Raw genomic sequence first — 26174 nt, forward strand, 5'->3', positions numbered from 1 at the left:
TAACACAGAGCAAAAAGCATGGGTTCAAATTATACGACAGGCATAAAAAAAGCCAGCATTATGCTGGCTTTTTTAAGACCTAAAAGGGTCATCCAAAGCTTATGCTTCAGAATCGTCTTCTTCGTCTTGAGCAACAAAATCTTCGTCGCCATCTTCAGACAAGATAGTAACAAGGATGTTTGCAGTTACATCATGGTGCAACTGGATATCAACGTTGTATTCACCAACTTGACGTAGCGCGCCTTCTGGAAGCTTAACTTCAGAACGGTCAACTTCTAAGCCTGAGCTGGTCAATGCTTCAGCGATATCACGAGTACCAATAGAACCAAATAGCTTACCTTCGTCGCCTGATTTAGCGCGCATGATGACGTTAACGTCAGTCAATGCGTCAGCACGAGTTTGAGCAGCATTTAGTTCTGCAGCTTCTTCAGCTTCAAGTTCAGCACGGCGTGCTTCGAACTTTTCAATGTTAGCTGCAGTAGCAGGCAATGCTTTGCCTTGAGGGATAAGAAAGTTACGTCCGTAACCTGGTTTCACATCGACAGTTTCACCGAGCTTACCAAGGTTGACGATACGCTGTAACAAAATAACTTGCATGAGTCACTCCTAGATAAACGTCAATTACTGATGGTTGTCAGTATACGGAAGTAGCGCAAGGTAGCGGGCTTGCTTAATAGCAGTGGCCAGCTGGCGCTGATATTTATTAGATGTACCAGTAATACGGCTAGGTACGATTTTACCATTGTCACTGATGTACTGTTTTAGCAATTCAACATCTTTATAGTCGATGTGAGTGATGCCTTCAGCAGTGAAACGGCAGAATTTGCGACGGCGATAGAAACGTGCCATGAGTATTCTCCTTTAATTAGTCTTCACTGTTGTCGTCGTTGTCGTTGTCAGTACGACGGTTAGCTTTGCGTGCGCGTTTTTCATCGGCATTCTTAGCTAACTGCGACTCTTCAGTGATTGCGTCGTCACGGCGCATGACTAGGCTACGAATGATCGCGTCATTATAACGGAACAGCTCTTCAAGCTCAGCCAAAGTGTCACCGTCAGTTTCAATATTGAAAAGAACATAGTGAGCTTTGTGAATCTTGTTGATTGGGTAAGCCAACTGACGACGACCCCAGTCTTCTAGACGGTGGATGATGCCATTGTTGTCTTGAACCAACTTGATGTAGCGTTCAACCATGCCAACCACTTGGTCGCTTTGGTCTGGGTGTACAATTAACACCACTTCGTAATGTCGCATAATGGACTCCTTACGGTTTAGTCAGCTATCAACCCAATGTCGATAGCAAGGAGATTTATAAGGTAAGCCAATGTTGCCCATATAAATATGAGTAAAGGCTTAGGATATAAAGCGCCGTATTATAGCAGTATCAGTCAATAAAAACAAAGGCCAATCTATCGGTAATGGCCGATAAGTGAAATAAATAAAGACTGCAAGGCGTTTAGGCAAAAAAAATGCGGTGCCAGAGCACCGCTTTCTTATGGTGATAACGGCATATGATCTATTTATCGTTTTTCTTTAGCTGACTGTTGTCTGCCTTAACGACTAAGGTCTTTGCTAACTTATCATGTAAGCCAATATTCTCAGCACTTTTTGATGCCATGTAATAGTTAATAACCAAAAGTATGAGCATGATAGGTGAGGCAAACAGAGGAATATAAATCAGTGCCAATAGAAAAGTGCGTATAACAACCAATCTAAAGAAAGAAGGTAAACGATGGGTAGTTTGATCAACGACGCGAATGCCAGTAATTAGCTTGCCTAGTGACTGACCGCGTAAGATAATAAAAAGTAATTGTAAAGCGATGAGACCGAATACCATAACATTGGATGTCAGCTGTGTCGCTTGTGGAATACTTTCTGAAAGGGTTGCCGAATATTGAATTACCGCGTTTATATCTTGAAGGTCTGTCGGTATATTGCCTAAGTCTTTGACGGCTAACATTAATGGTAAAAATGCTATTATCAAAAGTAGCATATCAAGCGCTGTAGCCAGTACTCGTGACATAATTGGAGCGAGCACGACATTACCGATAACTTTGTCTTTATCCGTAGCAGACTTGCTCAAAGACACATTGCCTTGCGGGGTATGCTGACGATTGGTGGTCATGTCTGCACGACTGCGCTCAGGCTTGCCATAGAGTCTATCAGTAGACACTTTGCCACTGTTTTGGTCATGAGTGTTATTGGTGGTTGTGCTGTCCTCAGGAAATACCGTGACGTTGTTGATCAAGTGATCATCTGGCGTCGCTTGAGCAGGGCGATAGACGTACTGGTTTTGCGTTATATCTCCAATACGTTGCCATTTGCTAAAGCCTTCATGCCACATTAAATCATCAAGCTGTACTTCACCAGATGCGAGCATGATATTGAGCTGATCCAAACGGTATGGACCGGCTTGTACATTATTTCGAGCAAGAAAAATCTGCATAGTCGCCTACATAGTTAGTCATATCTTAGATCATTATATGGGGGTCTGTTAAAGATTTAACAGACCCCAATGACAAAGTGGCTTACTTTATGGCCTTTATAGCTTATTGGCTTTCTTCACCAGCTAAGAAGAACCAAGTATCAAGCACTGAGTCAGGGTTCAACGATACTGATGTGATGCCTTGCTCCATGAGCCAATACGCAAGATCTGGATGGTCAGATGGGCCTTGGCCACAAATACCGATGTATTTGCCTTGTTTGCGACAGGCTGCAATGGCCATAGATAACAGCTTTTTAACCGCAGGATCACGCTCATCAAACAGATGTGAGATGATACCAGAGTCACGGTCAAGACCGAGAGTCAACTGAGTCAAATCGTTTGAACCAATTGAGTAACCATCGAAGTACTCTAGGAACTCTTCAGCCAGTAGGGCATTGGTTGGTAGCTCACACATCATGATGATGCGCAGACCGTTTTCGCCACGTTTTAGACCATTTTTCTCAAGTAGCTCAATCACTTGTGCTGCTTCATCGGTGGTACGGACGAATGGAATCATGATCTCAACGTTGGTCAAGCCCATTTCATCACGAACGCGTTTTAGTGCTTTACACTCAAGCTCAAAGCAGTCGCGGAAGTTTTCAGACACATAACGGCTGGCACCGCGGAAACCAAGCATTGGGTTTTCTTCTGATGGCTCATACAATTTGCCACCAAGTAGGTTGGCGTATTCGTTTGATTTAAAATCAGACATACGCACGATTACTGGCTGATCCATAAAGGCAACGGCGAGGGTTGAGATACCTTCGACCAATTTATCAACATAAAAATCAACTGGTGATGCGTAGCCAGCAATACGTTCGCTGATGGCTTGTGACACTTCACGTGGTAGGGTATTCATGTTCAGTAGCGCTTTTGGATGCACACCGATCATGCGGTTGATGATGAACTCAAGACGCGCAAGACCAACGCCTTGGTTTGGCATTTGTGTGAATGAGAAAGCACGGTCTGGATTACCCACGTTCATCATGATTTTGAAGGCCAAATCAGGCATAGACTCAATAGAGTTGGTCTGTACGTCAAAGTCAATTTGGCTCTCGTAGATAAAGCCAGTGTCACCTTCGGCGCAAGACACAGTGACGTCTTGACCGTCGACCAACAATTCAGTGGCGTTACCACAACCAACGATAGCGGGCACACCAAGCTCACGGGCAATGATAGCTGCGTGACAGGTACGGCCACCACGGTTGGTGATGATGGCTGACGCACGCTTCATGACTGGTTCCCAATCTGGGTCTGTCATGTCTGAAACCAATACGTCGCCGTCTTCAACCTTGTCCATCTCGTTTAGATCGCTGACGATACGCACTTTACCTGCGCCGATACGCTGACCGATTGAGCGGCCTTCGCACAATACTTTAGCGCCAGTGGTGTCAATGACATAACGCTCCATGATGTTGCTGTCTTGACGGCTCTTAACGGTTTCAGGACGTGCTTGTACGATGAAGATTTCACCTGTGTCGCCATCTTTAGCCCACTCGATGTCCATCGCTTGACCATAATGCTTTTCAATGGTCATGGCTTGCTTAGCAAGAGAGGTTAGCTCTTCTGTAGATAGTGAGAACTGCAAGCGATCTTGCTTTTCAACGTCAACAGTCTTGACCGATTTGGCTGTGCTGCCTTCGTCGCCATAGACCATTTTCTTGTGCTTGCTGCCAAGGTTACGGCGAATCACTGCAGGTTTGCCATCAGCGAGTAGGCGTTTTGATAAGTAGAATTCGTCTGGGTTGACTGCGCCCTGTACCACCATTTCACCTAGGCCATAGCTTGAAGTGATGAAGACCACTTGGTCAAAACCACTTTCTGTATCTAGGGTGAACATCACGCCCGCAGCGCCTGTCTCTGAGCGTACCATGCGCTGAACACCTGCTGATAGTGCCACACCAGCGTGCTCAAAGCCTTTATGTACGCGGTATGAGATGGCGCGGTCGTTGTATAAAGAAGAAAAAACTTCTTTAATGGCGATCAATACGTTATCAATACCGCGAATGTTCAAATAGGTTTCTTGCTGACCAGCAAATGACGCATCTGGCAAATCTTCTGCTGTCGCAGATGAACGTACCGCTACCGCGATGTCTTCGCCGCCGCTCATTTCTTCAAAGGCTTGACGAACTTCTTGCTCAAGATCTTTTGGCAACTCTTGATCGATAATCCACTGACGGATTTTTTTACCTGTCGCCGTTAGTGTATTGACATCATCAACGTCCAAATCCTTAAGCTCGGCATTGATCTTGTCAAGCAGGCCTGTTTCGGTTAAGAAACGGTTAAAGGCGTCAGCGGTAGTGGCAAAGCCGCCCGGAACACTTACGCCCAAATCAGATAAATGGCTGATCATCTCACCGAGCGATGAATTCTTGCCACCGACGGTATCAACGTCATTTTTGCCCAGTTTATCAAGATTGATTACAAGTGCTGTAGATTGCGTTGCCATGATAACTCCAAAAAATAAGGTTATTTAGTAAGGATTATAACGCCGAATTATACCGTTATATTCAAACAATTTCGATAGCCAAAGCCAAAAACTTTTGAAAAAGATACAAAATGTGAGTATCGGCAAGTAATCGATTGATGGAAATTTATAAAACAAGGTTTTCTTATAGATTTTTAAAACGATAAAATCAAGTACGCACGTTACTCAGTTTGTCACCATTGCTACTGGTTATGGCTTTCTCTATTGCCAGCCGCCCGAGTATGGTGCGGCGATGTCGATAGCAAGGTGATTGCCGTAAGAGCCGTAAGAAAGTAGGGTTATGCTAACATTGATTCCTATTGCCTTGCGATTGTGCGTATAATATGAAGCATAAAATAACCCGCTACTATGGCGTATATGTGGCAACAAGTTGCTAGGGCGTGTCCCTAATTCAAACGTTTATCACCATTTTTAAAGAAATAGGGACATGCCCTAGTAAAAGCAGGCGCTGATGTGGTCAGGTCAGTAGATTTTGTCTCATTCGTCTCATCAATCAGTCGTGGTGCTTGGGTCTATGGGTAACTTCATGGCTTAAGTGCATACAAACACATCATTACTGTTTTTTATCGCGCTATCATTAAGGTCTTTCATTTATGTATTCAAGCACGTCATCTGAGCAAGACAAGCCTACCATTCAAAACCGTCATGCGCTGAGTCTCGATAACTCTCAGGCTGTCAGAAGCGCTTTTTTTATCTCTGATGGTACGGCCATCACCGCGGAGACGTTGGGTCGTTCTATTTTGAGCCAGTTTGCCTCTGTACCGTTTGAGACGCGGGTATTGCCTTATGTCGATACCTTAGAGCGTGCCCAAGACGCGGTGGAGCAAATCAATATGGCTTATCAGCGCGATGGCTTGTTGCCGTTGGTATTTGACACGATTGTCAATGCTGACATCCGCGAAAAGATCAATTCTGCAGACAGCTGCAATCTGGATATGTATGAGGGACTGATTGGCCGTATTGCCGAAGAGACTGGTATTGAGCCTGATGGGCATTCAGGACACGCGCATGATCATGTCGATTCAGAAACTTATAAAGAACGTATTGATGCTGTGCACTTTGCTTTGGATAATGATGATGGTGCGCGCACGCGGCATTATAGTCTGGCTGATATTATCCTGATTGGCGTATCACGTTCAGGAAAAACACCAACGTCGCTATATTTGGCATTGCAATTTGGTATCCGCGCCGCCAATTATCCACTAACCGAAGATGACTTGTACGACAATCAGTTGCCCAAAGCATTGCGCGAGCATAAAGATAAGCTGTTTGGTTTATTGATTGATACCGACCGTTTAGTAAAAATCCGTCAAGAACGCCGAGCAGGTAGCCGATATTCAAGCTACCAGCAGTGCCAGCAAGAGCAGCGTGCGATACAAGGTATCTATATCTCACAAGGTATTCCTAGTCTTGATGTCTCAGAAATGTCGGTAGAAGAAATTGCCACGCGCATTCTACAAATGACGGGGCTCAAACGCCGTATTGGCTAATCCAAATGATAGCGCAGGTGGATCATATAAACTGTAAAATAGGTGCTTATCGCATAGGTCGATGCCTATACCATAAAAGCGCCTAAAGACCGCCTATCATAGCGACACCACCCAACCTACCAATCAACACACAAATGGACGATGAACCAAAGAGGACAAGATGGTAAGCAAACGTAAAAACGATACCACCAACGATACCGGTCTGGATACCCATACCGAAGTATCCAACAAAGACAGCGGCGTTGCCCCTGTGACCACTCCTGAAAAAACCACTGACAACAGCAAAAAAGAAAAAATCGAACAAACGCATGAGCAAGTTACTGAAGACATCATGCACCACCCTGATCTGATCAGCCCACTCGATGATAAGCGTATCGATGTTAAGTCAGGTTCGACTCGTGATTCCAAGCGTCTAAAAGCGGATGCGCACGAATACGACTATGATGCGGTCGTTTTGGGCGCAGGGCCTGCTGGTGAAGCTGCTGCGATGAAGCTGTCTAAATCAGGCAAAAAAGTGGTGGTGATTGATCCACGCGAGCAAGTTGGCGGCAACTGTACTCACGTCGGCACTATACCCAGTAAAGCGCTGCGTCAATCCGTCTTTAACCTGATCAACTATCGCCGTGATCCGATGTTTACCCAAGCGATGGATTACCATCAAGTCCCGCTCAACAAAGTATTGGCAAGCGCGCGTCAAGTTATTCGCAGACAGGTCAATACCCACACACGTTTTTATGAGCGCAATCAGGTTGATGTGATTCAAGGTTGGGCGAGCTTTATCGATGGTCATACGCTACGTGTTGAAGTCGACGATCACATGTTTGAAGTGTTGACCTTTAACAAAGCCATCATCACCGTGGGTAGTCGCCCTTACCGTCCTGAAATTTTGGACTTTGATCATCCTCGCGTCTTTGACTCTGATAAAATCCTACAGATGGATTACACGGTCAAAAAGATTATCATTTATGGTGCTGGCGTGATTGGCTGTGAATATGCGTCTATCTTTACTGGTTTGGGTTATAAAGTCGATTTGATCAATAACAAGGATCAGTTGCTCAGCTATCTAGATAGTGAAATCAGCGACGCCATCGCGCACGATTTTAGACAGTTTGGCGTTTTGATTCGCAGTAATGAAGAGATTGACCACTTAGAGACCCACGATGACTGTGTGATTTTGCATCTAAAAAGCGGCAAAAAAATCAAGTCAGATGCTATTTTGTGGTCTAACGGTCGCTCAGGTAACACTGAAGGCTTGAACCTAGAAGCCGTTGGTCTAAAAGCCAATAGCCGTGGACAGCTCAAAGTCGATGACACCTATCGTACTGACGTTGAAAACGTCTATGCTGCTGGCGACGTGATCGGCTGGCCATCATTGGCATCAGCTGCCTACGATCAGGGGCGCTGTGCGGCGGCATTTATGGTCGGCGACCGTGATGCTGAGCCTGTCTCAAGCGTACCAACGGGTATCTATACCATTCCTGAAATCTCAAGCATTGGTAAAACTGAGCAAGAGCTGACCGATGAAAAAGTGCCTTACGAAGTGGGTCAAGCCTTCTTTAAACATTTAGCGCGCGCCCAAATCATCGGTGAGCGTACAGGTGTCTTGAAGATTTTGTTCCACCGCGAGACGCTTGAGATATTGGGTATTCATTGCTATGGCAACCATGCCTCTGAGATTATTCATATCGGTCAGGCCGTGATGAAGTGCAACCATACGCTAGAGTATTTTGTTAATACTACCTTTAACTATCCCACCATGGCAGAAGCATACCGCGTGGCCGCGTTAAACGGTCTTAACCGCGTGTTTTAAGGTCTCTTGATAAATCACCATAAAAAAAGCGTCTGCCTCTATGCAGGCGCTTTTTTTATGGTGATTTATCGTTGCTGTCCTAGGGCGTGCCCCTAATATTTTGCTGCTCACGGCAGTTTGTATGGCTGCTGCTGACGCATCCGCTTGCACATTAAAAACAGCAAAATACCATAGCTCAGCCACAGTCCAGCCAAGGCATAAAAGCCAGTCGCCACGTGCATGACAGATGCGCCCATCTGGTTGAGCTGTACTGAGGTGTTGATGGCTGGCGTGGTCGGCACGAGCCAACGCATCACTTGTAGTATTTCAGGTAGTTGACTTGCAGGCCATGGATAGCCACTGACAAAAAAGAGTGGCAATGAGCTGAATATCAAAATCTGCATGCCGCGTTCACGCTGGCGGAACCACAGTCCAAGTAAGCAGCCCAGCGTGGCCACAGTGGGACAAAACAGTGCCAAAAATAGCAAGCTGCCCAGCATGTTCGCGCCGCGCGGATAATGATGTAGCTCAAACGCCCAGCCGTAATAAAAACAGCCAATCACAAAGCTGAGCATACTCAGTGCCAGTACGCGCCCAATCCAGCCACGCAAAGTGGTCAGGTGTCTGCGTTTTTCATACCATGTACCGACCAGCATGGTTGCCGCCATCAGGAGCGTCTGCTGCAGGATGATGATAGAGACCGCAGGCACAACATAGGCGCCGTAGCCCTCAGTGGAATTGTACAGTGGTATGATTTGTAACGGAATGGCTTGGTTTTTTTTGGTCGCTGTCGGCAAATAGGCGCCCTGTGCTACATTTTTTCTGACTTCAATACCTGCTGATACGGTGCTGACGGCCTTTACGAAACCCGTCTGTACGTTTTTATTTAAAATAAAGTAGCCACCGTTACCAAGGACGCTGACATGAGCCGTTTTGCTTGACTTGATTTGCTGCTCAAGGCCGCTGGGTATCACCATATAGCCTGCAATATCATTGGTCCACATGGCGTGCCGCGCTGCTTGCTCATTGGCGAAACGCCGAGTGTCCAGCTGCGGACTGGCACTGACATAGCGGGTAAGGGTTTGAGATACATCAGTATTATCATAGTCCACAACGCCCACAGGGACGTGGTCGACCACTTCAGACGAATACGGCCATGGATAAAAAAATCCATAAATCACAGGTGCAATGATCAACATCAACACCACGCCTTTATCTGTAAAGATATCTTGCAAGGTATGGATAAAACCATGCCAAATCGTTGCTCTTGTATCGATATGTGGCATCAGCGCGCGCCCCAGCGTTCAGGGTGCTGTAGCGCACGCTTGGTTAGTACAGCCATCAGTAGCAATGCAATAAGTGCTGCCAAAAATAAGCCATAAACAATCGGCAGCGATATCGCAAGCGGCGCACGCATCTGTAGCTGTGCAATATGCAATTTAAGATAATGGGTGAGGGGCAACATATCTGACCAGTGTTTGGCACTGTCACTGATGGCAATATAAGGAAAGGTCACGCCTGCAAAAGCATAGGACGGTGCAGAGATAAACCCTGTCGTCGATAGCCCCATTCGTAAGGAAAACGCGCTTAATGTAAAAATAGCCCCCAAGGAGAAAGACAGCAGCAGTAAGATCACCAGCCCTGCATAAACGGCAATGAGTGAAGCATAATCAATGCCTTGTCCGTAGCCAGCAAGCCCTATCGCCAGTGCTGCCCACAGGCTATAGGCCAGCATGGGCCAGCAATATTTGCCCATCAAACCAAAGAGCAATATGAGCATAGAAATAGGTGTCGTGTTAGTGGGCACAGATGGTGTGTGTTTATAATCTGTCGCCAATGATACATTTTTGGTGGCTAACAAGTCAGGGTTGCCGGTATCGATAAAGCGATACCAACGGCCAATCTGCTTATCACGCAGCTCACGTCCGATGGTGGTGGCACCAATGACCATTGCTAGAATATGCAGTAGCGCTGGAATGACCGTCGATGCCAAAAACTGCTGGTAATTGGTCGCCGCGTTAAACAAACTGACCCGCTGGATATTGATCGGAGAATAGTTAATCACCGCTTGTGAACGCGGCAAGCCTTGCTTGACCAAGCGTTGTATTTCCGCGCCAGCTGACAGCGTACCGACGACCGATTGGACGCTTTTTTGGATGATGCCAGAATGTGTGCCGTATTGGGCATTGACCTGTAGTATCAGCGGCGCAGGCTGATCGCTAAGTAAATCGCGGGAGAAGTCTTCTGGGATAATAACGATGCCATAAATATGGCGCTCAAGCATGGCCTGTTGTGCGTCCATTTGGTTGCTATAAAGCGCGGTGACACGGATATCAGGACTGGCATCCAAATAGCGCACGGCTGTATTGGCGATGGGGCTGTTATCACGATCGATCACACCAATAGGCAGGTCTGTGATTTGGGTACGTGAAAATATCCACCAAATCAGCAGTACCGTGACCAGCGGTATCCATAGCACAACAGCCAAGTCCCAAGGGTTTTTGGCCAAAAACCGCCGCTCGTAAGCTGCACTGCGCAAAAAAGCTTGTAGACACGACATGCGTTACTCTTGCGCTTGGGTAGTAGCAGGTGCATTGATATTGACCACCACGCTCATGCCTGAGCGAATACGCGCATCAGGCGTGCTTGGCCGCGCTTTGATCTCAAAAGTACGCACATCGAAGCCATCATCATTGTTGGTCGGTCGCCATGTGGCAAAATCTGACAACATCGACGAAGCGTAGACTGTAAACTTTTTGGTATAAGGGGTGTCAGGAGTAGAAAGGGCAGGAATGGTGCCACTAAATTGCTGACCAATCGCAAATTGATTGAGATAGGTTTCAGTGACGTTCAGCACCACCCACTGATCGCTGGTATCGACTAGGGTCAATATCGGTACGCCTTGACCGATAACCTCGCCGACATTGACAATGACATCATCAACCACGCCTGCAATTGGACTTTTTAAATTGGCTTCTTGTTTAGCAATCAGCGCCTCGTCAAGTTTGGCATCCACTTGCGCCACTTGCGCACTGGCAGCCGCCTTGTCTTCGCGGCGCGTACCTTCCATGGCGATTTCATACTGTAGCCGCGCCGCTTCGGTTTGGTCTTGTGTGGCCAAATAGTTGGCATAGGCTTCGTCACGTTTTTGCCGTGCCATCAGCCCTTCTTCATATAGACGGTTGACCCGCGTATAGGTATTTTGAGCCAAATCTGAAGCGGCTTTGTTGGCTTGCCAAGCCGCTTTTGCTTGTGCCACCTCCTGCGGCCGCGCTCCATTTTCGGCTTTATCCAGCTGACTTTGTGCCATCTCTTTACCAGCACGGGCTTGATTGATTTTGGCGTTGATCTCAGGAGAATCCATCTCAATCAGCGCTTGGCCTTTGCTGACGGTATCGCCTTCAGTGACCAGAATGTTAGAGATGCGCCCAGCGACTTTGGCACCAATGGATGTCTGCTGCATTTGCATTTGTCCCTGTAATGTCACCGTGTCAGGCGCGCTATGCTGCTCACTTTGCAACAGTCCATATGCAATGAAGGCAAGGAGAGCGAGTATCAGCAAGGTGATGATGGCCTTTTTAAGTACCACGGGCTTTTTGCTGGCAGGCTGATATGGAGACGTTGCTGTCACAGGTACAGGATCGTTGTCTGAAATATTTTTATCTATTTCAGGCTCACTGTTGACAGGGTTGGGCGGCACACGATTTGTTGATGTGCCGTTAGTATGATTTTGTGGGTCTGTCATGACAGTGAGCGTCCTAAGGCAATAGGGTTGGGAGTAAAAAATGAAGGGTCAATACACACGAACCGCATCATGCTGGTCTTTTTGCAGCGCTTGGGAGTTAAAAATAGCACCAAAGGCGACGATAAAAGCGGAATAGTATAGCCACAGCATGATGACCACCGCCGCAGATAGCGCACCAAATTCGGCGCTATAGTTATTAAAATTTTGCACATAAATTGAAAACAGTACCGACAACACAATCCACAGTACCGTCGCTACTAACGCACCGGGTATCAAGCGCTTGAGCTCAACTGCGCCGCGATTTGGTGCTAAGCGATATAAGCCCAAATAGCTTAAGAAAATAATACCAGCCAATATGGGCCAGCGGAGCCATAGCGTAATCGTTTCAGCCGCTTGAGGAAAGGGGAAGTAGTCCGCCAAGACAGGAACAATAGCAATAGAGGATATGGCGATGATCAATACTACCACGGCTGAAAATGTCAAAATAAGCGCGCGAATATTGCGCTGTATAAAGCCGCGCTCCTCATTAATATGAAAGGCGATATTGACCAAAATCATTAAGGACTTGATACCTTTAGATCCTGCATAAAGCGCCAAAAAACTGGATGCCAATAGGCTAAAGGTCAATGTGGACTTGGTATTGGATACCAGCTCATCTAAGCGTGAGTTGAGTACTTCATACACACTATCAGGGATGTATGGCTGCAAAACAGCGACTTGCTGCTGCATCTCAGTTGGTGAAAAGGCAAGACCATAAATCAATACAAACACGGCCATGACTGGAAAAATAGACAGAAACCCAAAAAAGCCAACACTGGCGCAATGCGCCCATATATTAGAGGTATTGGTATCGCGCCATGCTGCTAACAAAGGCTGTATCCCAAAAGCTGATTTGTCAGGTAAATTTTTCATAAAGTTGTTATTCATAATCGTCTTTTTTATCTGCTGGTTATTGGTCACTTTATGATAAACATTATGAGCGCCTGTTTATATAGCTTATGACGGTTCATACACACTTGTTACTCAGTGTATAACGTTGGCAAGCGAATATCAGCTGCATTGAGATAGGTATTAAACGCCAAAGGGGTGCCGCAGCTTTGCATCAACGCCGCCAGCGACTGCACATATTGATTGGCAGCTTGGGCTTGTTCGGTTCGTGCCTTTAGATATTGTGTTTGGGCTTGTACCACATCGACGGTGGTATTGACGCCTTCTTGCAAGCCTAAACGGCGCAAGCGCAGCACTTCTTCAGCCAAGTCAACGTTGCTTTGTAGTGCTTGATAGCGTGACTGGGCATTACTGACATCATGCCAGTTTTTTTCTACCAGTAGCAGCAGGTTGTCACTGACTTCAATTTCGGACAAATTCGCTTGACGTATTTTTGCTGTGCTTGACGCCAGTGTGGCTTGTTTGTCCAGACCGCCCCACAATTTCCAGCTGGCAGAGACGCCTGCAATCCAGCTGGGGTCTTTTTCGACTTGACCATAACCATAGAGCAGTACCGTTGGCTTGTACCCTGTGTCCGAGAGTGCGTGCAGCTGCTGCGCTTGAGCGCGTTTGGCGGCGACTTTTTGTAGACCGGGATGATGGCTGAGCGCCAAGTCTTGAAAGTAACTGACATCAGGTAGCGCTTTACTGGATACAAACAGCGGTGTGGTCGGCTTGATACGATAGTCGGTGCGCAGCAGACGCTGCAACGCAATCATGGCCAAGCGCGCATCGTTATTGGCATTAATCGCTTCGCTTTTGGCATCGGCAAGCGCGGACTGTGCCTCTAGGCGATCGACCCGCGCGATAAAGCCTTCTTCAAATAGGCGCTGCGCCATATGATCGGTTTGCTGCAGGGTATCATAGGCATCCTCACGCAGATACGCGGCGATGATGGCCAGTTGCGCATCAAAATAGCGCTTGATTAGGGTACTGTATAGATCATTTGTATCTGACAGGTCATCAGCGATGGCTTCTTGGGTACGCGCTTTGGACAGTCCTGTTAGCGCTTGGCTGCGCCCTGCGGTATAAATGGGCCACACCGCGCCAACCCCCGCACTGCTTGTGGTGCCTGATTGCTTAAAATCATAAGTATCTGGAATCTGCTCATCAATCAGTTGGCCAAAATCTGGTAGCGTAGGCGTCTGTGGTAAGGTGTTGCCAAACTGATCCAACCCGTCAGCCACGTTGTGTTTGATCGTGGATAGATCGATATCTTGTTGAACGGTATAGGCAGCGGCAGAGAGACGGGCAAAAACAAAGGGATCGTCAATAGTCTTGACCGCATCGGTCTGGTACTCACTAGCCGCGATGGCCGCTTGGTTGGCGGCCAGCTTTGGTGAAACATGCTGCAACAGATCCTGCGCTTGAGCCAAGCTTAAAAAGCTGTCCACGGCCAAAGGGTAGCTGTTGGTGACGGATTTGTGCGTGATGGGGTCGGTCAAAGTGCTCAGCACAGGTAAGCTGGTATTCGCTGTACTTGAGGATGCGACTGGTAACGAGCCATTATTTGCGGCATGATTTATCACCGCGCTATTTGTCATCGGATCAGCTGTGGTCTGATGACTGCTTGCGGCAACGACTGGCGTCTTTAGATTATCACCTACAGGCATCTCTGCGGTATCTGCCTCGGCCGCAGCAGCATGACCAAATTCCAGCAATAACGTTGCCATTACCGCAAGCGATAAAGACGATCGTGCATACTTCATAAGACGTATCAGCCATTAAAAAAAGAAGGATGGCAGTATCAGCACAGCCGAGTAGGGCTACACTGTAGAGCCACAATCACGGCAGGTCAATACTTACTATTGTCTGGCTGTTGTCTGGTGCGCCATTGCATCGCGTGCCACTTTATGCTATATCGCACTATGGGCGTTTGATTACGCCCCCATTTGCACCAGCACATCAATAAGGAGCCGCTCATGGCAGGATATATTTTGGCCTTAGATCAAGGCACGACCTCCAGTCGAGCCATATTGTATGATGACAAAGCGCAGCCGATCAAAATAGTCCAGCAGCCGACCACATTACAAACCCCCAAAAGTGGCTACGTTGAACAAGATGCGCAGCAAATCTGGCAAACACAAATCAGCTGCGCACATGATGTCATCAATAGAGCTGGACTGCTAGCGACAGATGTGTCCAGTATTGCCATTACCAACCAGCGTGAGTCTATCGTGGTTTGGGACAAGCAAAGCGGCAAAGCATTAGCTCCTGCCATCATTTGGCAAGATCGGCGTACCGCAGGCTATTGTAAAACGTTAGCAGCCGATGAGGCCGTCGCAAAAGAAGTGCAGAGTATCACAGGTCTACGTTTAGATCCTTATTTTAGCGCCAGCAAGATCGCTTGGCTGCTCAAACACCACCCAAAAATCAGAGCACGAGCCGCCCACGGACAAATCGCGGTCGGTACTATCGATAGTTGGCTTATCTATAAGCTCACAGGCGGCGAGCATGTCATTGATGTGACCAATGCCTCGCGTACCCTTTTGTATGATATTCATCAGCTGGCGTGGTCGGATGAGCTGTGCGCGCGTTTTGATATCCCAATGAATATTTTGCCGCAAGTATTGCCCTCCGACGGCGAGTTTGGCAAAACCAAAAAAGGCCTTTTTGCCAAACAAATTCCCATTCATGCGGTACTGGGCGATCAGCAAGCCGCGCTGTTTGGTCAAGGCTGTCTTGATGCGGGTATGGCAAAAAACACCTATGGCACAGGCTGCTTTATGCTGATGAATATCGGTGACACTCCCAAACTCAGTGAGCATCAGCTATTGACCACCATTGCGTGGCAACGAAAAACATCCAGCCCGCGTCCTGATATCTCATCCTTTGGCCACATTGTAGAGTCAGGCAAGCGCATGCTCCAGCCGACCAGTCATAAAAGCAAACGCAATATTACTTATGCGCTAGAGGGCAGCGTCTTCATGGCAGGGGCTATTGTGCAATGGCTGCGTGACAATCTAGGCATGATTGAGCAAAGCGCGGATGTCGAAGCCCTTGCCGCCCAAGTCGCGGATAGCGAAGAGGTGGTCTTGCTGCCTGCTTTTACTGGTCTTGGCGCGCCGTACTGGCGATCAGATATTAGTGCCAGTATCAGTGGTATGAGCCGCGGCACCACCAAAGCTCATATTGCTCGTGCCGCACTAGAGTCGATAGCTTACCAAACCTATGATGTACTGATTGCCATGCAAAAAGACAGCCCGCATCCCTTGACCGAGCTGCGGGTAGATGGCGGTGCCGCCAACAACGATCTCTTAATGCAGTTTCAAGCAGACTTATTGGGCGTGCCCGTAATACGACCAAAGGATACCGAAATTACTGCCAAAGGCGCGGCGCTGCTGGCAGGGCTTCGGACAGGGCTGTATGACGACAGTAGTATGCAAGCGTCATGGCAAGTGGCGCATACCTTTGAGCCGAATATGGCTGCTGAGACACGCTTGCGGCATTTGGACAAATGGCAACGCACCTTGCAGCGAGCGCTGACGGAACTCTAATCAGTCATGAAGCATTGTCATAAGAACCTAATAGTAAATGAAGCAAGGTATTGATTATGGCTAACTACAATATGAAAATACATATGAAAGCATAAAGGCCATCAGCCAAATTGAAAATATGTGCGGCTTTCATAACCCTAATAAAAATAGGGACATAAGCATAAAAAATTGACCAAAAGGTAAAAAATATTGATGAATAGCTCAAATAAGCGAATGAATAAATTGAGGCTGATTACCCAACGTTATTTATCAAATATACTGACGTGACAAAGATACATCTTGTAACGCAAGGTCATCGCGAACTGGACATAAATTACATAACCGGTGTATCGCAAGCGATGGCAGCGTCTTATACTTTACGTGTGGTTTGTTAAATAGATAGTTAATAAATTTTAAAAACATTAAAATAAACAGTTAATTAAAGGATAGTATAATGAGTAATTATGATGATATCGATCGTGATGAAGTGAAACATATGTCAAAAGAATCGAAAGATGACTTAAACGCTGATATGATCACTGGTGAACCAGGTTCTCATCCAGTAGGTACTGGTGTTGGTGGTGTTGGCGGCGCAGCAGCAGGCGCAGCTATTGGTTCAATGGCAGGTCCATTAGGTACCTTGATTGGCGGCGCGATTGGCGCAGTAGTCGGCGGCGGTGCAGGACATGCAGCTGCTGAAGCCATCGACCCAACACATGAAGAAGCCTACTGGCGTGCCGAACATGCCAATGTTGATTATTACAAAGAAGGCTATGACTTTGATCGCGATTACCATCCAGCTTATGCAGTGGGTTATGCAAACCGCGCACGCTATCCTGCTGATGCTCGTTTTGAAGACCATGAAGAAGATCTGAAACGGTCGTGGGAAGAAGTAAAGGGTGAGTCACGCTTAGCATGGGATGACGCTCGTCTAGCGACACGTGATGCATGGCACCGTGTCAGTTAATATCAAATCACTGGCATAACCTGCGATGATGTCATATAGCATATAAAAAGGCGAAGGTGACAGTTACTAAATTGTTAACCAGTAGCAAAGATATGCGTATTCTCACAATAAATGACGTTATAGGTTTTTAATCTGTGTTATGTTAAAGCTCCCAAGTCTTATCTTGGGAGCTTTTTTTTATTTATAACAATAATAAGCCTGTTTTGACGAATTATTATTCCAAAATATAAAAAACATATTAAAAATGGTTATTTACAAAACCAACTGTACTCAGTTTTTTTATTTTTATAATAGAAACTTATGTTTATATCTGCTATAAACTTAGTATGGCAAGAATATAAAGTACCAGCCATACAGTACCAATCATACATAGCAAGGATTGGCAAAATATTAGGTACTATGGATAGATGGCATTGATAACTGTGGTTATCAATGCCTATAAAAATTATAAAACAGACGATAGGGATCAGTTATGACGGCACGCTTTGACCGCGATCATCGGCAGCAATTTTATATTGCGACGGCTAATTTGCTCAATTTTGCAAATCCTGATCGCATTTATTATGACAATGCGCCTGCGTATACTGACGCTGCTTATCAGCATAAACTACGCGGTATCAGCGAATTGCTCAGCAAGGCTCATGCAGACATTATTGCAGTACAAGAGGTATGGGACAGCGAGGCGTTAGAAGCGCTGGCGGTATCGTTAGGGTTTAAAGCAGAACAAGCGATCATCCCACTGGCAAGCAACCGCCAAGACAGTCCTTATACCAAGGGACAAGGGGCGCAAGATACCCCTGCTGTGGGCATTATTAGTCGATTTGACGCTATTGAAACCAGCTTACTAGAGTCGGTCACCAAAGAAGCAGTCATCGACATTCCTGATGTTGGGCCTTATCATACATTCAAACGTCCGCCGCTACTCGTGCGTTTGGATGTCTTTGGTCAACCGGTAACGGTTATTACGGCGCATCTAAAAAGCAAACGTGCTTATTTTTTACGCGATGCAGCAGGTAATTTGTTAGAAGATATGGATGACCCCAATATCAGGGTTCGTGCCAAGCTGCGCAGTTTGTGTATGCGCGCGGCAGAAGCCGCCTCTATTCGTATGTCTATCATTGAGCGCCTGCATCACACGCGTGAGCCGCTGATCTTGCTGGGCGATATGAATGATGTGACAGGCAGCGTGACCACGCAATTGATGGCGGAGACTGGCGAGGTCAACTACGACAAAAGTATGCGTGATGTGGCGTTGTTTGACGCCGCACGTATCCAAGCGCGATACGAATGGATGAAAGATATGGCGTATACGCATATCTATCAAGGAATGCCAGAGGTGATCGATCAACTGTTTGTATCTGAAGAGTTTTTGCCCGACAGCAAGTTTTCACTTGGGCAGATTGAGCGTGTCGATTATTTTAATGACCATTTGAAATGGGACTATGAAGATCGAGTCACAGATCATGGCATTATCCGAGCAAAGATAACATTGAGTGATTAAATGGGTTAATCACCACATTATTATGTCAACCCATCCAACGCCCCTTGATTGATAATGTGCAAGTGTTTATGATACGTCTTCATTTTTATCCGGTAGCCGTAATATTTGCAGCAGAGGCTACCTTAGTGATGATGGTTCAACAATACTTGTAGCTATAACCACAACAGGGCGTAACATTAAGAGGTTTATGATGACTGAATACAAAGACGAAAAAATCGAAGATATCTTGGTAGATTCGGAATTGGCCAAGCAACTGGTGCCAAACAAATTTAAGTTTACCAGCCAACAGGGACGTGCACGTCGTCAAAAACTGTTGATGGGTGCAAAAAAGTTAAGCGAAACCAAAGCGATCAATGACATCAGCCTAGCCGATGTGTGTGAAGAAGCGGGCATCCCACGTGCGTCTGCTTATCACTTTTTCCCTAATGTCGAAGCCATCTTTTTGGCGCTGCGTTTCTTAAACGCTATTGAGATTTTGGAAGTGTTGGCGACGGTAGACGCGGGCGACTGTGACAGATGGCAAGGGTACTTGACGGCTTTGATCGAGCGCTGTGTACATATCTTCCATATGGATCAGACCAAAGCCAAGTTGATCTATGATACCAACACGCCTGACTTTGAAGGTGACGGGTTTGGTGAGGATATCGACCATCAGATCGTGCAGTTGGTCTATAAGCGTTTGGCTGAACGTTATGAGATGCCTAAGTACGAAGACATTCAAGACACGTTGTTGATCACGCACAGCTTGATCAATGGTATCTTTACCTTGTCTTATCGCCGCCATGAGCGCATCACTGATAACTATCTACAAGAAGCCTTAACTGCGTCTATTGCGTATCTACGTTGCTACTTACCAGAAAAATTGCCACGTAAAAATCGCTAATTGATCATTCCCATAAAAAAAGCTGGCACGGTGCCAGCTTTTTTTATGGAAAATGGTATTTGAAATACTGTGCAGAGCGCAGCAAGTCAGCTTGCTTGGGCTTAAGTCATGTTAGTGATTACGGGTGAAATGCTCGTTTGATCAAGATCGGTTAACGCTTGGCCTTGGCACATATCGTCTACCGCATCTAGCGGCGCGTACTGCTGGTAATAATTGTTGATTGAGTCTTCTAGTGCCGCATTGGTTGAGCTGTCATGGTTGTTGATATAGGCCACCCGCGCCTGTGCAAGCCAGCGCTCAGCCATTCGAAACTGAGGACTTGACTGCCGCCAGCCATGTTCGCAGTGGTCAGCTGCCGCCCAGATAAGCGCTACTTCACTCAGTGCCATCTCACGTGGTGTTATGGTGACGCTGCCACTGTCCTTTAGGGCGCTAAGCTGCGCCCATAAATCAGGCTGCATCAAGGCTGAAGACGTGGGAATATCTGTTATCAGCGCTACATGTTCTGTGTCGCTATTGAGCAGTGCTTGAATAAGCAGGTGACCTGCGTGCAGCGCCTGCGCGCCGGCATCCGATTCGCTGCTGATGCCATACTCGAAGCGTGCATACGTCAGCCAAGCTTGGGCTTTGTAAGCAAAGTATTGTTGTAAGGGGGGCAGTGAGCGGCTTTGATAGTCGCGCAGCTGTGCCGATAAGCAGGCGAGTGTCTGCCGATTATATATGATGGTATCAGGCGCCGTGTTAACACTGGTACAGGTGGCTGTCGGCATGCGGTTGACGGTTGAGTCGGGCGCTGCTTGGCTGGGTATGCTAATAACTGCCAGTAGGCCAAGTAGTACCGCATTGGCAGACCGTTTGCGTGCGGCTGCCATATGCTGATACATCGATGAGGCCAATAGAACTGGAGTAAACATATCACAAACCTTGTCTGATCATAAGCAGCTCGCTGGGCATAAGGTGAGCGCTATCGTCTGATGATTGAGCCGCTTTGGTCAATCAAGCGGCTGGTACTGATGAGAGCCTGGCTACTATTTTGCCATGCTATCGGCGATACGTGGATTTTTTCTTGAGTCTTTGGCTTTAAATAAATCTTCGTCAAACTTAAAGCGAACTCTAAAATAAGCCCCTTCTTGGGTACTGTCGTCATAGGCGATGTCTTCATCTTCAAAGCCCATAAAGTTATATCCTAAAGACAGCCATAAGTTAGTCATGGGACTGTAACCAACCTCTGCGCCGAGCATGTAAGATAAATCTTCAGCTTGCTGGTTCCAGTAAGTTCCTGCTTGTAGACCCACATCCCAGCGCTCGCTGATGTCGTACAAGCCGCGTACATAGGCCGCGTGCGCCGTATTACTACTGGTCAACTCATCAGCAGTATATTTGGTATATTTACCCGCATAGCGTCCAGACAATGTCAGTGGGCGAGTGGGGTGATAGTTACCGCTCCATGACCAAATAAAGGCATCTTTTTGATACGGGTCGGTGCCTGTTGCATTGTCATCTAAGCGGTATTCAAATTTGGTGAGCATATCCAGCTGATTGCTGTCGTAATCACGGTAAGCGCCGCCCAGCTGAAAACGGTTAAGCGCGCGGTGACCATCATTGTAGTCCACACGTGAGTAAATATCCTTTGCCAATAGGGTGATGTCATCATTATAACGATAGGCGATACCCGCACTACCCAGTACGGTATCACTGGTGTCACCCCAGCGCTGCTCGAACCGAGCCGACGCTTTGTAGTCGTCTTTGGCAAGGTATTCAACGCCAATACCTGCGGCAGTTGCGGTGCTGTCTGTTTCGCCTTCTAGCGACTCAATGCGCTCAAGCAAGGTGTTGACCGTGAGTCCCTCTTGCACATACCATTTATTTTTAAGACCAATCGCGGCTTCTGCGTCGCGTGCGCTGATGGCATCACGGGCGCGATATTCACTATAGATTTTACCATCTTTCATATAGTTGGTATCAAATCCAACGACCGTACGTTGGCGCTCATCGGTGTCGTCCAAACCATAGCTGCCCGACAAGCTGTTGATTAGGTCGTGACGGGCATAGAGGCGACCTAAGCTGCCAAGCGGTGTTTCTCCGCCAATCGAGGTGGCATTGCGGGCACTGTTATCAATGTCTTGCTCGTATTCTGCAAATACCAAAGACTTGTTTAATTTGGGCAGGTGGGCGGTGACACGCGCACGGGCAGTAATGCCTTCGATATTCTTATCAGCGCTGCTGACGCCGTTGAGCGCTGACTGGTTGATAATGTCGTCATTAAAAATGGTGTCATCAGTAACATCGACAACGTCAGTAGCCCCTTGAATATTGCGTGAGGCAGGTGTCGCGTCTTGTTTGTAGTAGCGTAAACCGACTTCACCAACCACGTTTTTGCTCAATTGATGCTCGGCGGTGGCTTTGATGCCTTGGCGGCTAGATTCTGTCGTATGGTCTTTAGTACGCACGCCTTCTAGTTTAAAGGCAGTCTGTTTGCTGGTTAACGTGTGCGTCAGCTCGACACCTGTTTCAGTACGCCCAGCGGTCAATGGCGACGCGGCAGTGAAAAAACCAACATCAGCATCGTTATAATAAGCCTTGGCACGGGTGCGCTTTTTGTCATCATAGTGCAGCTCAACGCGCACTGCGTCACCGCTCACATCGGTCTTATCGAGTGTGTCGGCATTGATTTGGTTGCTGGCTTGGTAATCTGGGTCTTCGGCTTTATTTTTGGCGTATTCTGCGACCAGTTTTAGTCGGTCATTGATTTTAATGACACTATTGACGCTGGCAAGCTCTTCTTTGTTTAGCGGATCATCACTATTGATATAGCTGCCGCCAATAGACACTTTGTCATTGACCAAACGCTTGGCTGCGATGCCGCCGACCCAATATTTTTCGCCGCCTTCATCAACTTCGACAGTAACACGTAAATAGATGGGGTTGCCGTCAAAATCTTGACTGGCGATAGGTGTTTTTAGATATAAGCTGCGACTGATGGGGTCAATTTCATAATCGGCAAAGCGGGTCAATGTCTTGCGGCTGACGATCAATCCTGGGTTGTCTGCATCACGTACCAAGACCTCAACGGTTTCAGAGTTTTCAAGTACAGCATCAAAATCGTCAGCGAGCGGGTACGGGCCTGAAATACCAAGGCCACGAGTCTCATTGACACGCTGTGAGGATGCGGTCTGGGCGGCGAATGCGGTGACGCGTGTCCGATCGTCTTCAAACTGTGTTTTTAGACCCGTAAGCGTACGGTTGTACTGGCCGAGCTTGATGCCTTCGTCATCCTGAATTTGGGTTTTTAAATCGCCATACATGGCAAATGAGCGGCCTTTGTCAAGGCGTACATACAGTTTGCTGGTAGACTGCGCATCAAAACCTTTGGCCGATGAGTCGCCATAAACTGGATAGTATTCACCAGGCTCAATATCGCGGAACAGACGCTCGCCTTTTTTATCACTATCATAAGCCAAGGTCAGCAGATAATCGCCGCGTACCTTGCCTTTTAAGAACATTGCCGCGCGTCCAGTGGCTGAGTAATCATCATTGCCAGCAAACTCGTGCAGCTCTTGTTCAAAAGCGCCTTGCGCATCGGTGATATTGCCGCCGTCAAAGTCTTTTAGTGAGATATTACCTTCGACAATACCAACCGCAATCAGTGGGCGCAGTTTGGCAGTGAACTGTAGTGGTATCCGTTTTTTACTGGTACCCGTATCAATAATCAGCTCACCAGTGCCGGGCACGCTGGGCGCTGTGATAGGGATCAGTATCTCTCCGCCTACGATGGTAACCTGCGTACCTGCTTGGTTTTTGTTACCGTCAGGTAGGTTAATGCGACCGATATTGGTGTCGACGGTCAGCGGTGTTGAGGCTATATAGGGTAGGTTGTCAACATCCTTGAGACTGACCACGACTTGATAGTCACTGATGCCATCAGCCTCAACCAGACTGTCTTGAGTGCGATAGTCAATCGATTGCAAGCTGTCGGGTGTGATCACTTCGATAGATTGTTCAGAGACGATACGACCTGTACTGTCTGTTGCCACGCCGCGTAGCGTATTATGCCCACGCTTTAGATCCACTGAGTAGTAATCAAAAGCCGTCACTTGCTGCTTTTTTTGTTCCGCCGTTTTACCGATTTGCTGCTCAGAGACACGTTTGCCATTGGCATATAGGGCAAAGCTTGTACCCAGTGGTGCTTGCACCTGTACCAACTGTCTATACGTCGCCAGCTGCTGTCCTGAGCTGAGGTTAATAAATGCTACGTCGTTGTTTGCAACTTTTTTGAGATATTCCTCAAGCTCTTTAGGCTTTGGCTGGGCAACGGTTTTTATATCCATGACAGCGCGGGTAGCGGTCTCATCGATCGTGCTGGCAACGATGGCTGAGTCACAAGCGACGCCGTGATCTAAGGCATCATTTGACTTACAGCCACTGGCATCAATATTATCGCTATAGTCACGGTCATAGTCAGGCTCAAGTACCAAGTCTCTTTTGACGGCTTGTTCAAGCGCATCGTTTTTCGCGCTCACTTGTTGACTGCGCTGCAATAACTGTTGGTTTAGTTGCTCAGTGCTGTCACCCATGCCACCCACTAATGCAAAATCGCCACGGTGCAATTCGCCATATTTTAGATCGACAAAACGGCTGCCAGCGTCACCAGCATTGCGGTTGCTTTGGGTGATCAGTTCTGTACCAACAGGCAAGGTGGTACGGTCGACTTTGAGTACGTGGGTCTTTGCGCTTACACCATAAAAGTTATACTTACCTTCAGGGTCGGTCACGGCAAAATTACCGTTCTCCATATAGACGCGTACCCCTGCAACCCCCAGCTCACCATCCTCTTTTTGTTGAATGCCATCACGGTTGATGTCGTGATAAATTTTACCAATAATGATGCCATCGGTGTTCATTACACCGCGATCAACGTCTACTTTCCACTGCGCTTCGCGAGACACAAATGGTTGATCATTGTCATCAGTTGAGGTGGCGATGGCGCGGTTAATACCATCGCCGCCTAATGCGGAAGCGCCAACGACCACCCGATAAGTGACTTCTTTACTGCTGCCTTGGGGTATGGTGCCTACGTTGAGTACTTTATATTTACCCTCGGTACTGAACTCAGTCGTTTGTGTGGTATTAATCCGTGTGCCATTTTCGATATAGCTGAGGCTGCCGTCGACATAGTCAAACCCGCGCGGCAGTGCGTCTTTTAGCTCGACGTTGTAAGCGGTAGCGTTGCTATTGTTATTGATACGAATGTGATAGCTGACATAATCACCAAGCTCAGCGGTTTTGGTATCGCCTTCTTTGATGACTTGTAGACTTGCCGAGTTGTTAATCATGCTGACTTGGCTGACATAACCACTGATACTGGCGGTAAAGTCACTTTGCGTCGGCGTTTCGTCGAGACCTACAGACGAATCAATACAAGCCACCAAGTCAGCTTGCAGCATGTCGCCATTGATGGTTTGGACCGTGTCATCTACGATCGTATTGGCATTGTTCTCAGTCGGTGCAGTGAGGTGATATTTGCCTGTATTGTTGCCCGTTTCGATCGCTTTTAGAGCATAAGTATCATCTGTTGCTGTTGAGGTGATGTTGACCCAAACTTGATCTTGCTTGTCTGCCTGCACATTACATCCAGCATAGCTGGCTTCGACATAGAGCATTTCGCTCACTTGGGCGTTGGTTTTGTCATCGGTAAAATTGGGCGTCATAAACCCAATACCCGGTTCAATGATGGCCACGCTATCGGTTGCAGTGGCTGTCACAGACGGATCTTCTAAGACCACAGCACCGATCTTGATATCAGCGATATCATCGCCAAGCGTACTGGCGCTTATCAATGCTTGTACGATCAGTTGGATGCTTTCACCCTGACCGATTTTGATTTGGTTGACATTAGTCAGTACGGTATCAGCCGCATCCACGATACCGTTCTTATTGGTATCCTGATACACCTGAAAGTTAGATATGGCACTTGGATAGTCATAACTTAGGGCAATGGTTTCATCCAAAGTACCATTGTTAGACAAGACGTTTACCCAAGTGGCGGTGTTACCAGCATCTATGGTCTGTAGTGCAGGTTGCGTCAAGGAGATGTCATATTTGGGTAGCGTATATACTTGAACGTTAACCTTATTTGATACGCCTTGTAGCTGTGTAACCCCATCTTTGGTATAGCTGACTTCAGCCATATTATCAATATTGACGATATCTGAGCGGTTTGCCGCATGGGTAGTATTTGCTTGCATAAGTAGCATAGAGGCGGCTAAGGTTGTGAGCACACCAATGTGATAACGATTGTTACGAGTCGAGGAAACGACTTCAAGCATAATCAGTAATCCCACTTATGAAAAAAAATAATGTATCAA

Annotated in this window: 18 protein-coding genes; 6 read left to right on the forward strand and 12 right to left on the reverse strand. The window is 47.1% G+C overall.

Annotation, left to right across the window (positions count from 1 at the left end):
- Positions 1-99 precede the first annotated feature (99 nt).
- From rplI to ppsA, 5 genes are all read right to left on the reverse strand, one after another.
- Positions 100-597, reverse strand: coding sequence for a 50S ribosomal protein L9 (rplI, locus tag ACFI32_RS03345; RefSeq protein ID WP_462625081.1), 498 nt, complete (start codon positions 595-597; stop codon positions 100-102).
- A 24-nt stretch (positions 598-621) separates the two neighbouring features.
- The gene (rpsR, locus tag ACFI32_RS03350; protein ID WP_007395263.1) at positions 622-849 is read right to left on the reverse strand and encodes a 30S ribosomal protein S18; all 228 of its coding nucleotides are present in this window, start codon (positions 847-849) and stop codon (positions 622-624) included.
- A 16-nt stretch (positions 850-865) separates the two neighbouring features.
- The gene (gene rpsF / locus ACFI32_RS03355; RefSeq protein ID WP_462625082.1) at positions 866-1252 is read right to left on the reverse strand and encodes a 30S ribosomal protein S6; all 387 of its coding nucleotides are present in this window, start codon (positions 1250-1252) and stop codon (positions 866-868) included.
- A gap of 262 nt (positions 1253-1514) precedes the next feature.
- On the reverse strand, positions 1515-2444 hold the full coding sequence (locus tag ACFI32_RS03360; RefSeq protein ID WP_462625083.1) for an RDD family protein: 930 nt from the start codon (positions 2442-2444) through the stop codon (positions 1515-1517).
- Positions 2445-2547: 103 nt separating this feature from the next.
- Entirely contained in the window at positions 2548-4932 is a 2385-nt protein-coding gene (gene ppsA, locus ACFI32_RS03365) for a phosphoenolpyruvate synthase (RefSeq protein ID WP_462625084.1), read from the reverse strand.
- A 632-nt stretch (positions 4933-5564) separates the two neighbouring features.
- Between ppsA and ppsR the strand changes: the two genes are divergently transcribed.
- Both ppsR and sthA read left to right on the forward strand, forming a co-directional pair.
- Positions 5565-6461, forward strand: coding sequence for a posphoenolpyruvate synthetase regulatory kinase/phosphorylase PpsR (ppsR, locus tag ACFI32_RS03370; RefSeq protein ID WP_462625085.1), 897 nt, complete (start codon positions 5565-5567; stop codon positions 6459-6461).
- A 160-nt stretch (positions 6462-6621) separates the two neighbouring features.
- A complete protein-coding gene (gene sthA / locus ACFI32_RS03375) occupies positions 6622-8271 on the forward strand; it encodes a Si-specific NAD(P)(+) transhydrogenase (RefSeq protein WP_462625086.1) in 1650 nt (549 codons plus the stop codon).
- A gap of 107 nt (positions 8272-8378) precedes the next feature.
- Here the strand turns inward: sthA and ACFI32_RS03380 are convergent, their stop codons facing one another.
- From ACFI32_RS03380 to ACFI32_RS03400, 5 genes are all read right to left on the reverse strand, one after another.
- Complete coding sequence (locus ACFI32_RS03380) at positions 8379-9536, reverse strand: ABC transporter permease (RefSeq protein WP_462625087.1); 1158 nt, start codon at positions 9534-9536, stop codon at positions 8379-8381.
- Positions 9536-10810, reverse strand: coding sequence for an ABC transporter permease (locus ACFI32_RS03385; protein WP_462625088.1), 1275 nt, complete (start codon positions 10808-10810; stop codon positions 9536-9538). Before ACFI32_RS03385 ends, ACFI32_RS03380 begins: the two co-directional genes overlap by 1 nt.
- Positions 10811-10813: 3 nt before the next feature.
- Positions 10814-11995 (reverse strand): HlyD family secretion protein, encoded by a 1182-nt coding sequence (locus ACFI32_RS03390; RefSeq protein ID WP_462625089.1) that lies wholly within the window; start codon positions 11993-11995, stop codon positions 10814-10816.
- Between the two features lie 48 nt (positions 11996-12043).
- The gene (locus tag ACFI32_RS03395) at positions 12044-12922 is read right to left on the reverse strand and encodes a YihY/virulence factor BrkB family protein (protein ID WP_462625090.1); all 879 of its coding nucleotides are present in this window, start codon (positions 12920-12922) and stop codon (positions 12044-12046) included.
- A gap of 92 nt (positions 12923-13014) precedes the next feature.
- Positions 13015-14691: a TolC family protein gene (locus ACFI32_RS03400; protein ID WP_462625091.1), complete on the reverse strand. Its 1677-nt coding sequence runs from the start codon at positions 14689-14691 to the stop codon at positions 13015-13017.
- 213 nt (positions 14692-14904) lie between these two features.
- Between ACFI32_RS03400 and glpK the strand changes: the two genes are divergently transcribed.
- The 4 genes from glpK (at position 14905) to ACFI32_RS03420 (ending at position 19809) form a co-directional block, all read left to right on the forward strand.
- Positions 14905-16479, forward strand: coding sequence for a glycerol kinase GlpK (gene glpK, locus ACFI32_RS03405; RefSeq protein WP_462625092.1), 1575 nt, complete (start codon positions 14905-14907; stop codon positions 16477-16479).
- Between the two features lie 433 nt (positions 16480-16912).
- Entirely contained in the window at positions 16913-17425 is a 513-nt protein-coding gene (locus ACFI32_RS03410) for a hypothetical protein (RefSeq protein WP_462625093.1), read from the forward strand.
- Between the two features lie 472 nt (positions 17426-17897).
- Complete coding sequence (locus tag ACFI32_RS03415; protein ID WP_462625094.1) at positions 17898-18926, forward strand: endonuclease/exonuclease/phosphatase family protein; 1029 nt, start codon at positions 17898-17900, stop codon at positions 18924-18926.
- 190 nt (positions 18927-19116) lie between these two features.
- Complete coding sequence (locus ACFI32_RS03420; RefSeq protein ID WP_462625145.1) at positions 19117-19809, forward strand: TetR/AcrR family transcriptional regulator; 693 nt, start codon at positions 19117-19119, stop codon at positions 19807-19809.
- Between the two features lie 101 nt (positions 19810-19910).
- On the opposite strand, the gene ACFI32_RS03425 is transcribed toward ACFI32_RS03420, so the two are convergent.
- Both ACFI32_RS03425 and ACFI32_RS03430 read right to left on the reverse strand, forming a co-directional pair.
- On the reverse strand, positions 19911-20723 hold the full coding sequence (locus ACFI32_RS03425) for a hypothetical protein (protein ID WP_462625095.1): 813 nt from the start codon (positions 20721-20723) through the stop codon (positions 19911-19913).
- A gap of 114 nt (positions 20724-20837) precedes the next feature.
- On the reverse strand, positions 20838-26135 hold the full coding sequence (locus ACFI32_RS03430) for a hypothetical protein (RefSeq protein WP_462625096.1): 5298 nt from the start codon (positions 26133-26135) through the stop codon (positions 20838-20840).
- Positions 26136-26174: the final 39 nt, after the last annotated feature.

The sequence above is a fragment of the Psychrobacter sp. PSi21 genome, from assembly GCF_054960615.1.

Excerpts from the sequence above, each read along its gene's own strand:
- ACFI32_RS03430 (WP_462625096.1), bottom strand. The coding sequence starts at position 26,135 with ATGCTTGAAGTCGTTTCCTCGACTCGTAACAATCGTTATCACATTGGT.
- ppsA (WP_462625084.1), bottom strand. The coding sequence starts at position 4,932 with ATGGCAACGCAATCTACAGCACTTGTAATCAATCTTGATAAACTGGGC.
- ACFI32_RS03385 (WP_462625088.1), bottom strand. The coding sequence starts at position 10,810 with ATGTCGTGTCTACAAGCTTTTTTGCGCAGTGCAGCTTACGAGCGGCGG.
- sthA (WP_462625086.1), top strand. The coding sequence starts at position 6,622 with ATGGTAAGCAAACGTAAAAACGATACCACCAACGATACCGGTCTGGAT.
- rpsF (WP_462625082.1), bottom strand. The coding sequence starts at position 1,252 with ATGCGACATTACGAAGTGGTGTTAATTGTACACCCAGACCAAAGCGAC.
- glpK (WP_462625092.1), top strand. The coding sequence starts at position 14,905 with ATGGCAGGATATATTTTGGCCTTAGATCAAGGCACGACCTCCAGTCGA.
- ACFI32_RS03390 (WP_462625089.1), bottom strand. The coding sequence starts at position 11,995 with ATGACAGACCCACAAAATCATACTAACGGCACATCAACAAATCGTGTG.
- ACFI32_RS03360 (WP_462625083.1), bottom strand. The coding sequence starts at position 2,444 with ATGCAGATTTTTCTTGCTCGAAATAATGTACAAGCCGGTCCATACCGT.
- ACFI32_RS03400 (WP_462625091.1), bottom strand. The coding sequence starts at position 14,691 with ATGAAGTATGCACGATCGTCTTTATCGCTTGCGGTAATGGCAACGTTA.
- rpsR (WP_007395263.1), bottom strand. The coding sequence starts at position 849 with ATGGCACGTTTCTATCGCCGTCGCAAATTCTGCCGTTTCACTGCTGAA.
- ACFI32_RS03395 (WP_462625090.1), bottom strand. The coding sequence starts at position 12,922 with ATGAATAACAACTTTATGAAAAATTTACCTGACAAATCAGCTTTTGGG.
- ACFI32_RS03425 (WP_462625095.1), bottom strand. The coding sequence starts at position 20,723 with ATGTTTACTCCAGTTCTATTGGCCTCATCGATGTATCAGCATATGGCA.
- ppsR (WP_462625085.1), top strand. The coding sequence starts at position 5,565 with ATGTATTCAAGCACGTCATCTGAGCAAGACAAGCCTACCATTCAAAAC.
- rplI (WP_462625081.1), bottom strand. The coding sequence starts at position 597 with ATGCAAGTTATTTTGTTACAGCGTATCGTCAACCTTGGTAAGCTCGGT.
- ACFI32_RS03380 (WP_462625087.1), bottom strand. The coding sequence starts at position 9,536 with ATGCCACATATCGATACAAGAGCAACGATTTGGCATGGTTTTATCCAT.
- ACFI32_RS03415 (WP_462625094.1), top strand. The coding sequence starts at position 17,898 with ATGACGGCACGCTTTGACCGCGATCATCGGCAGCAATTTTATATTGCG.
- ACFI32_RS03420 (WP_462625145.1), top strand. The coding sequence starts at position 19,117 with ATGACTGAATACAAAGACGAAAAAATCGAAGATATCTTGGTAGATTCG.
- ACFI32_RS03410 (WP_462625093.1), top strand. The coding sequence starts at position 16,913 with ATGAGTAATTATGATGATATCGATCGTGATGAAGTGAAACATATGTCA.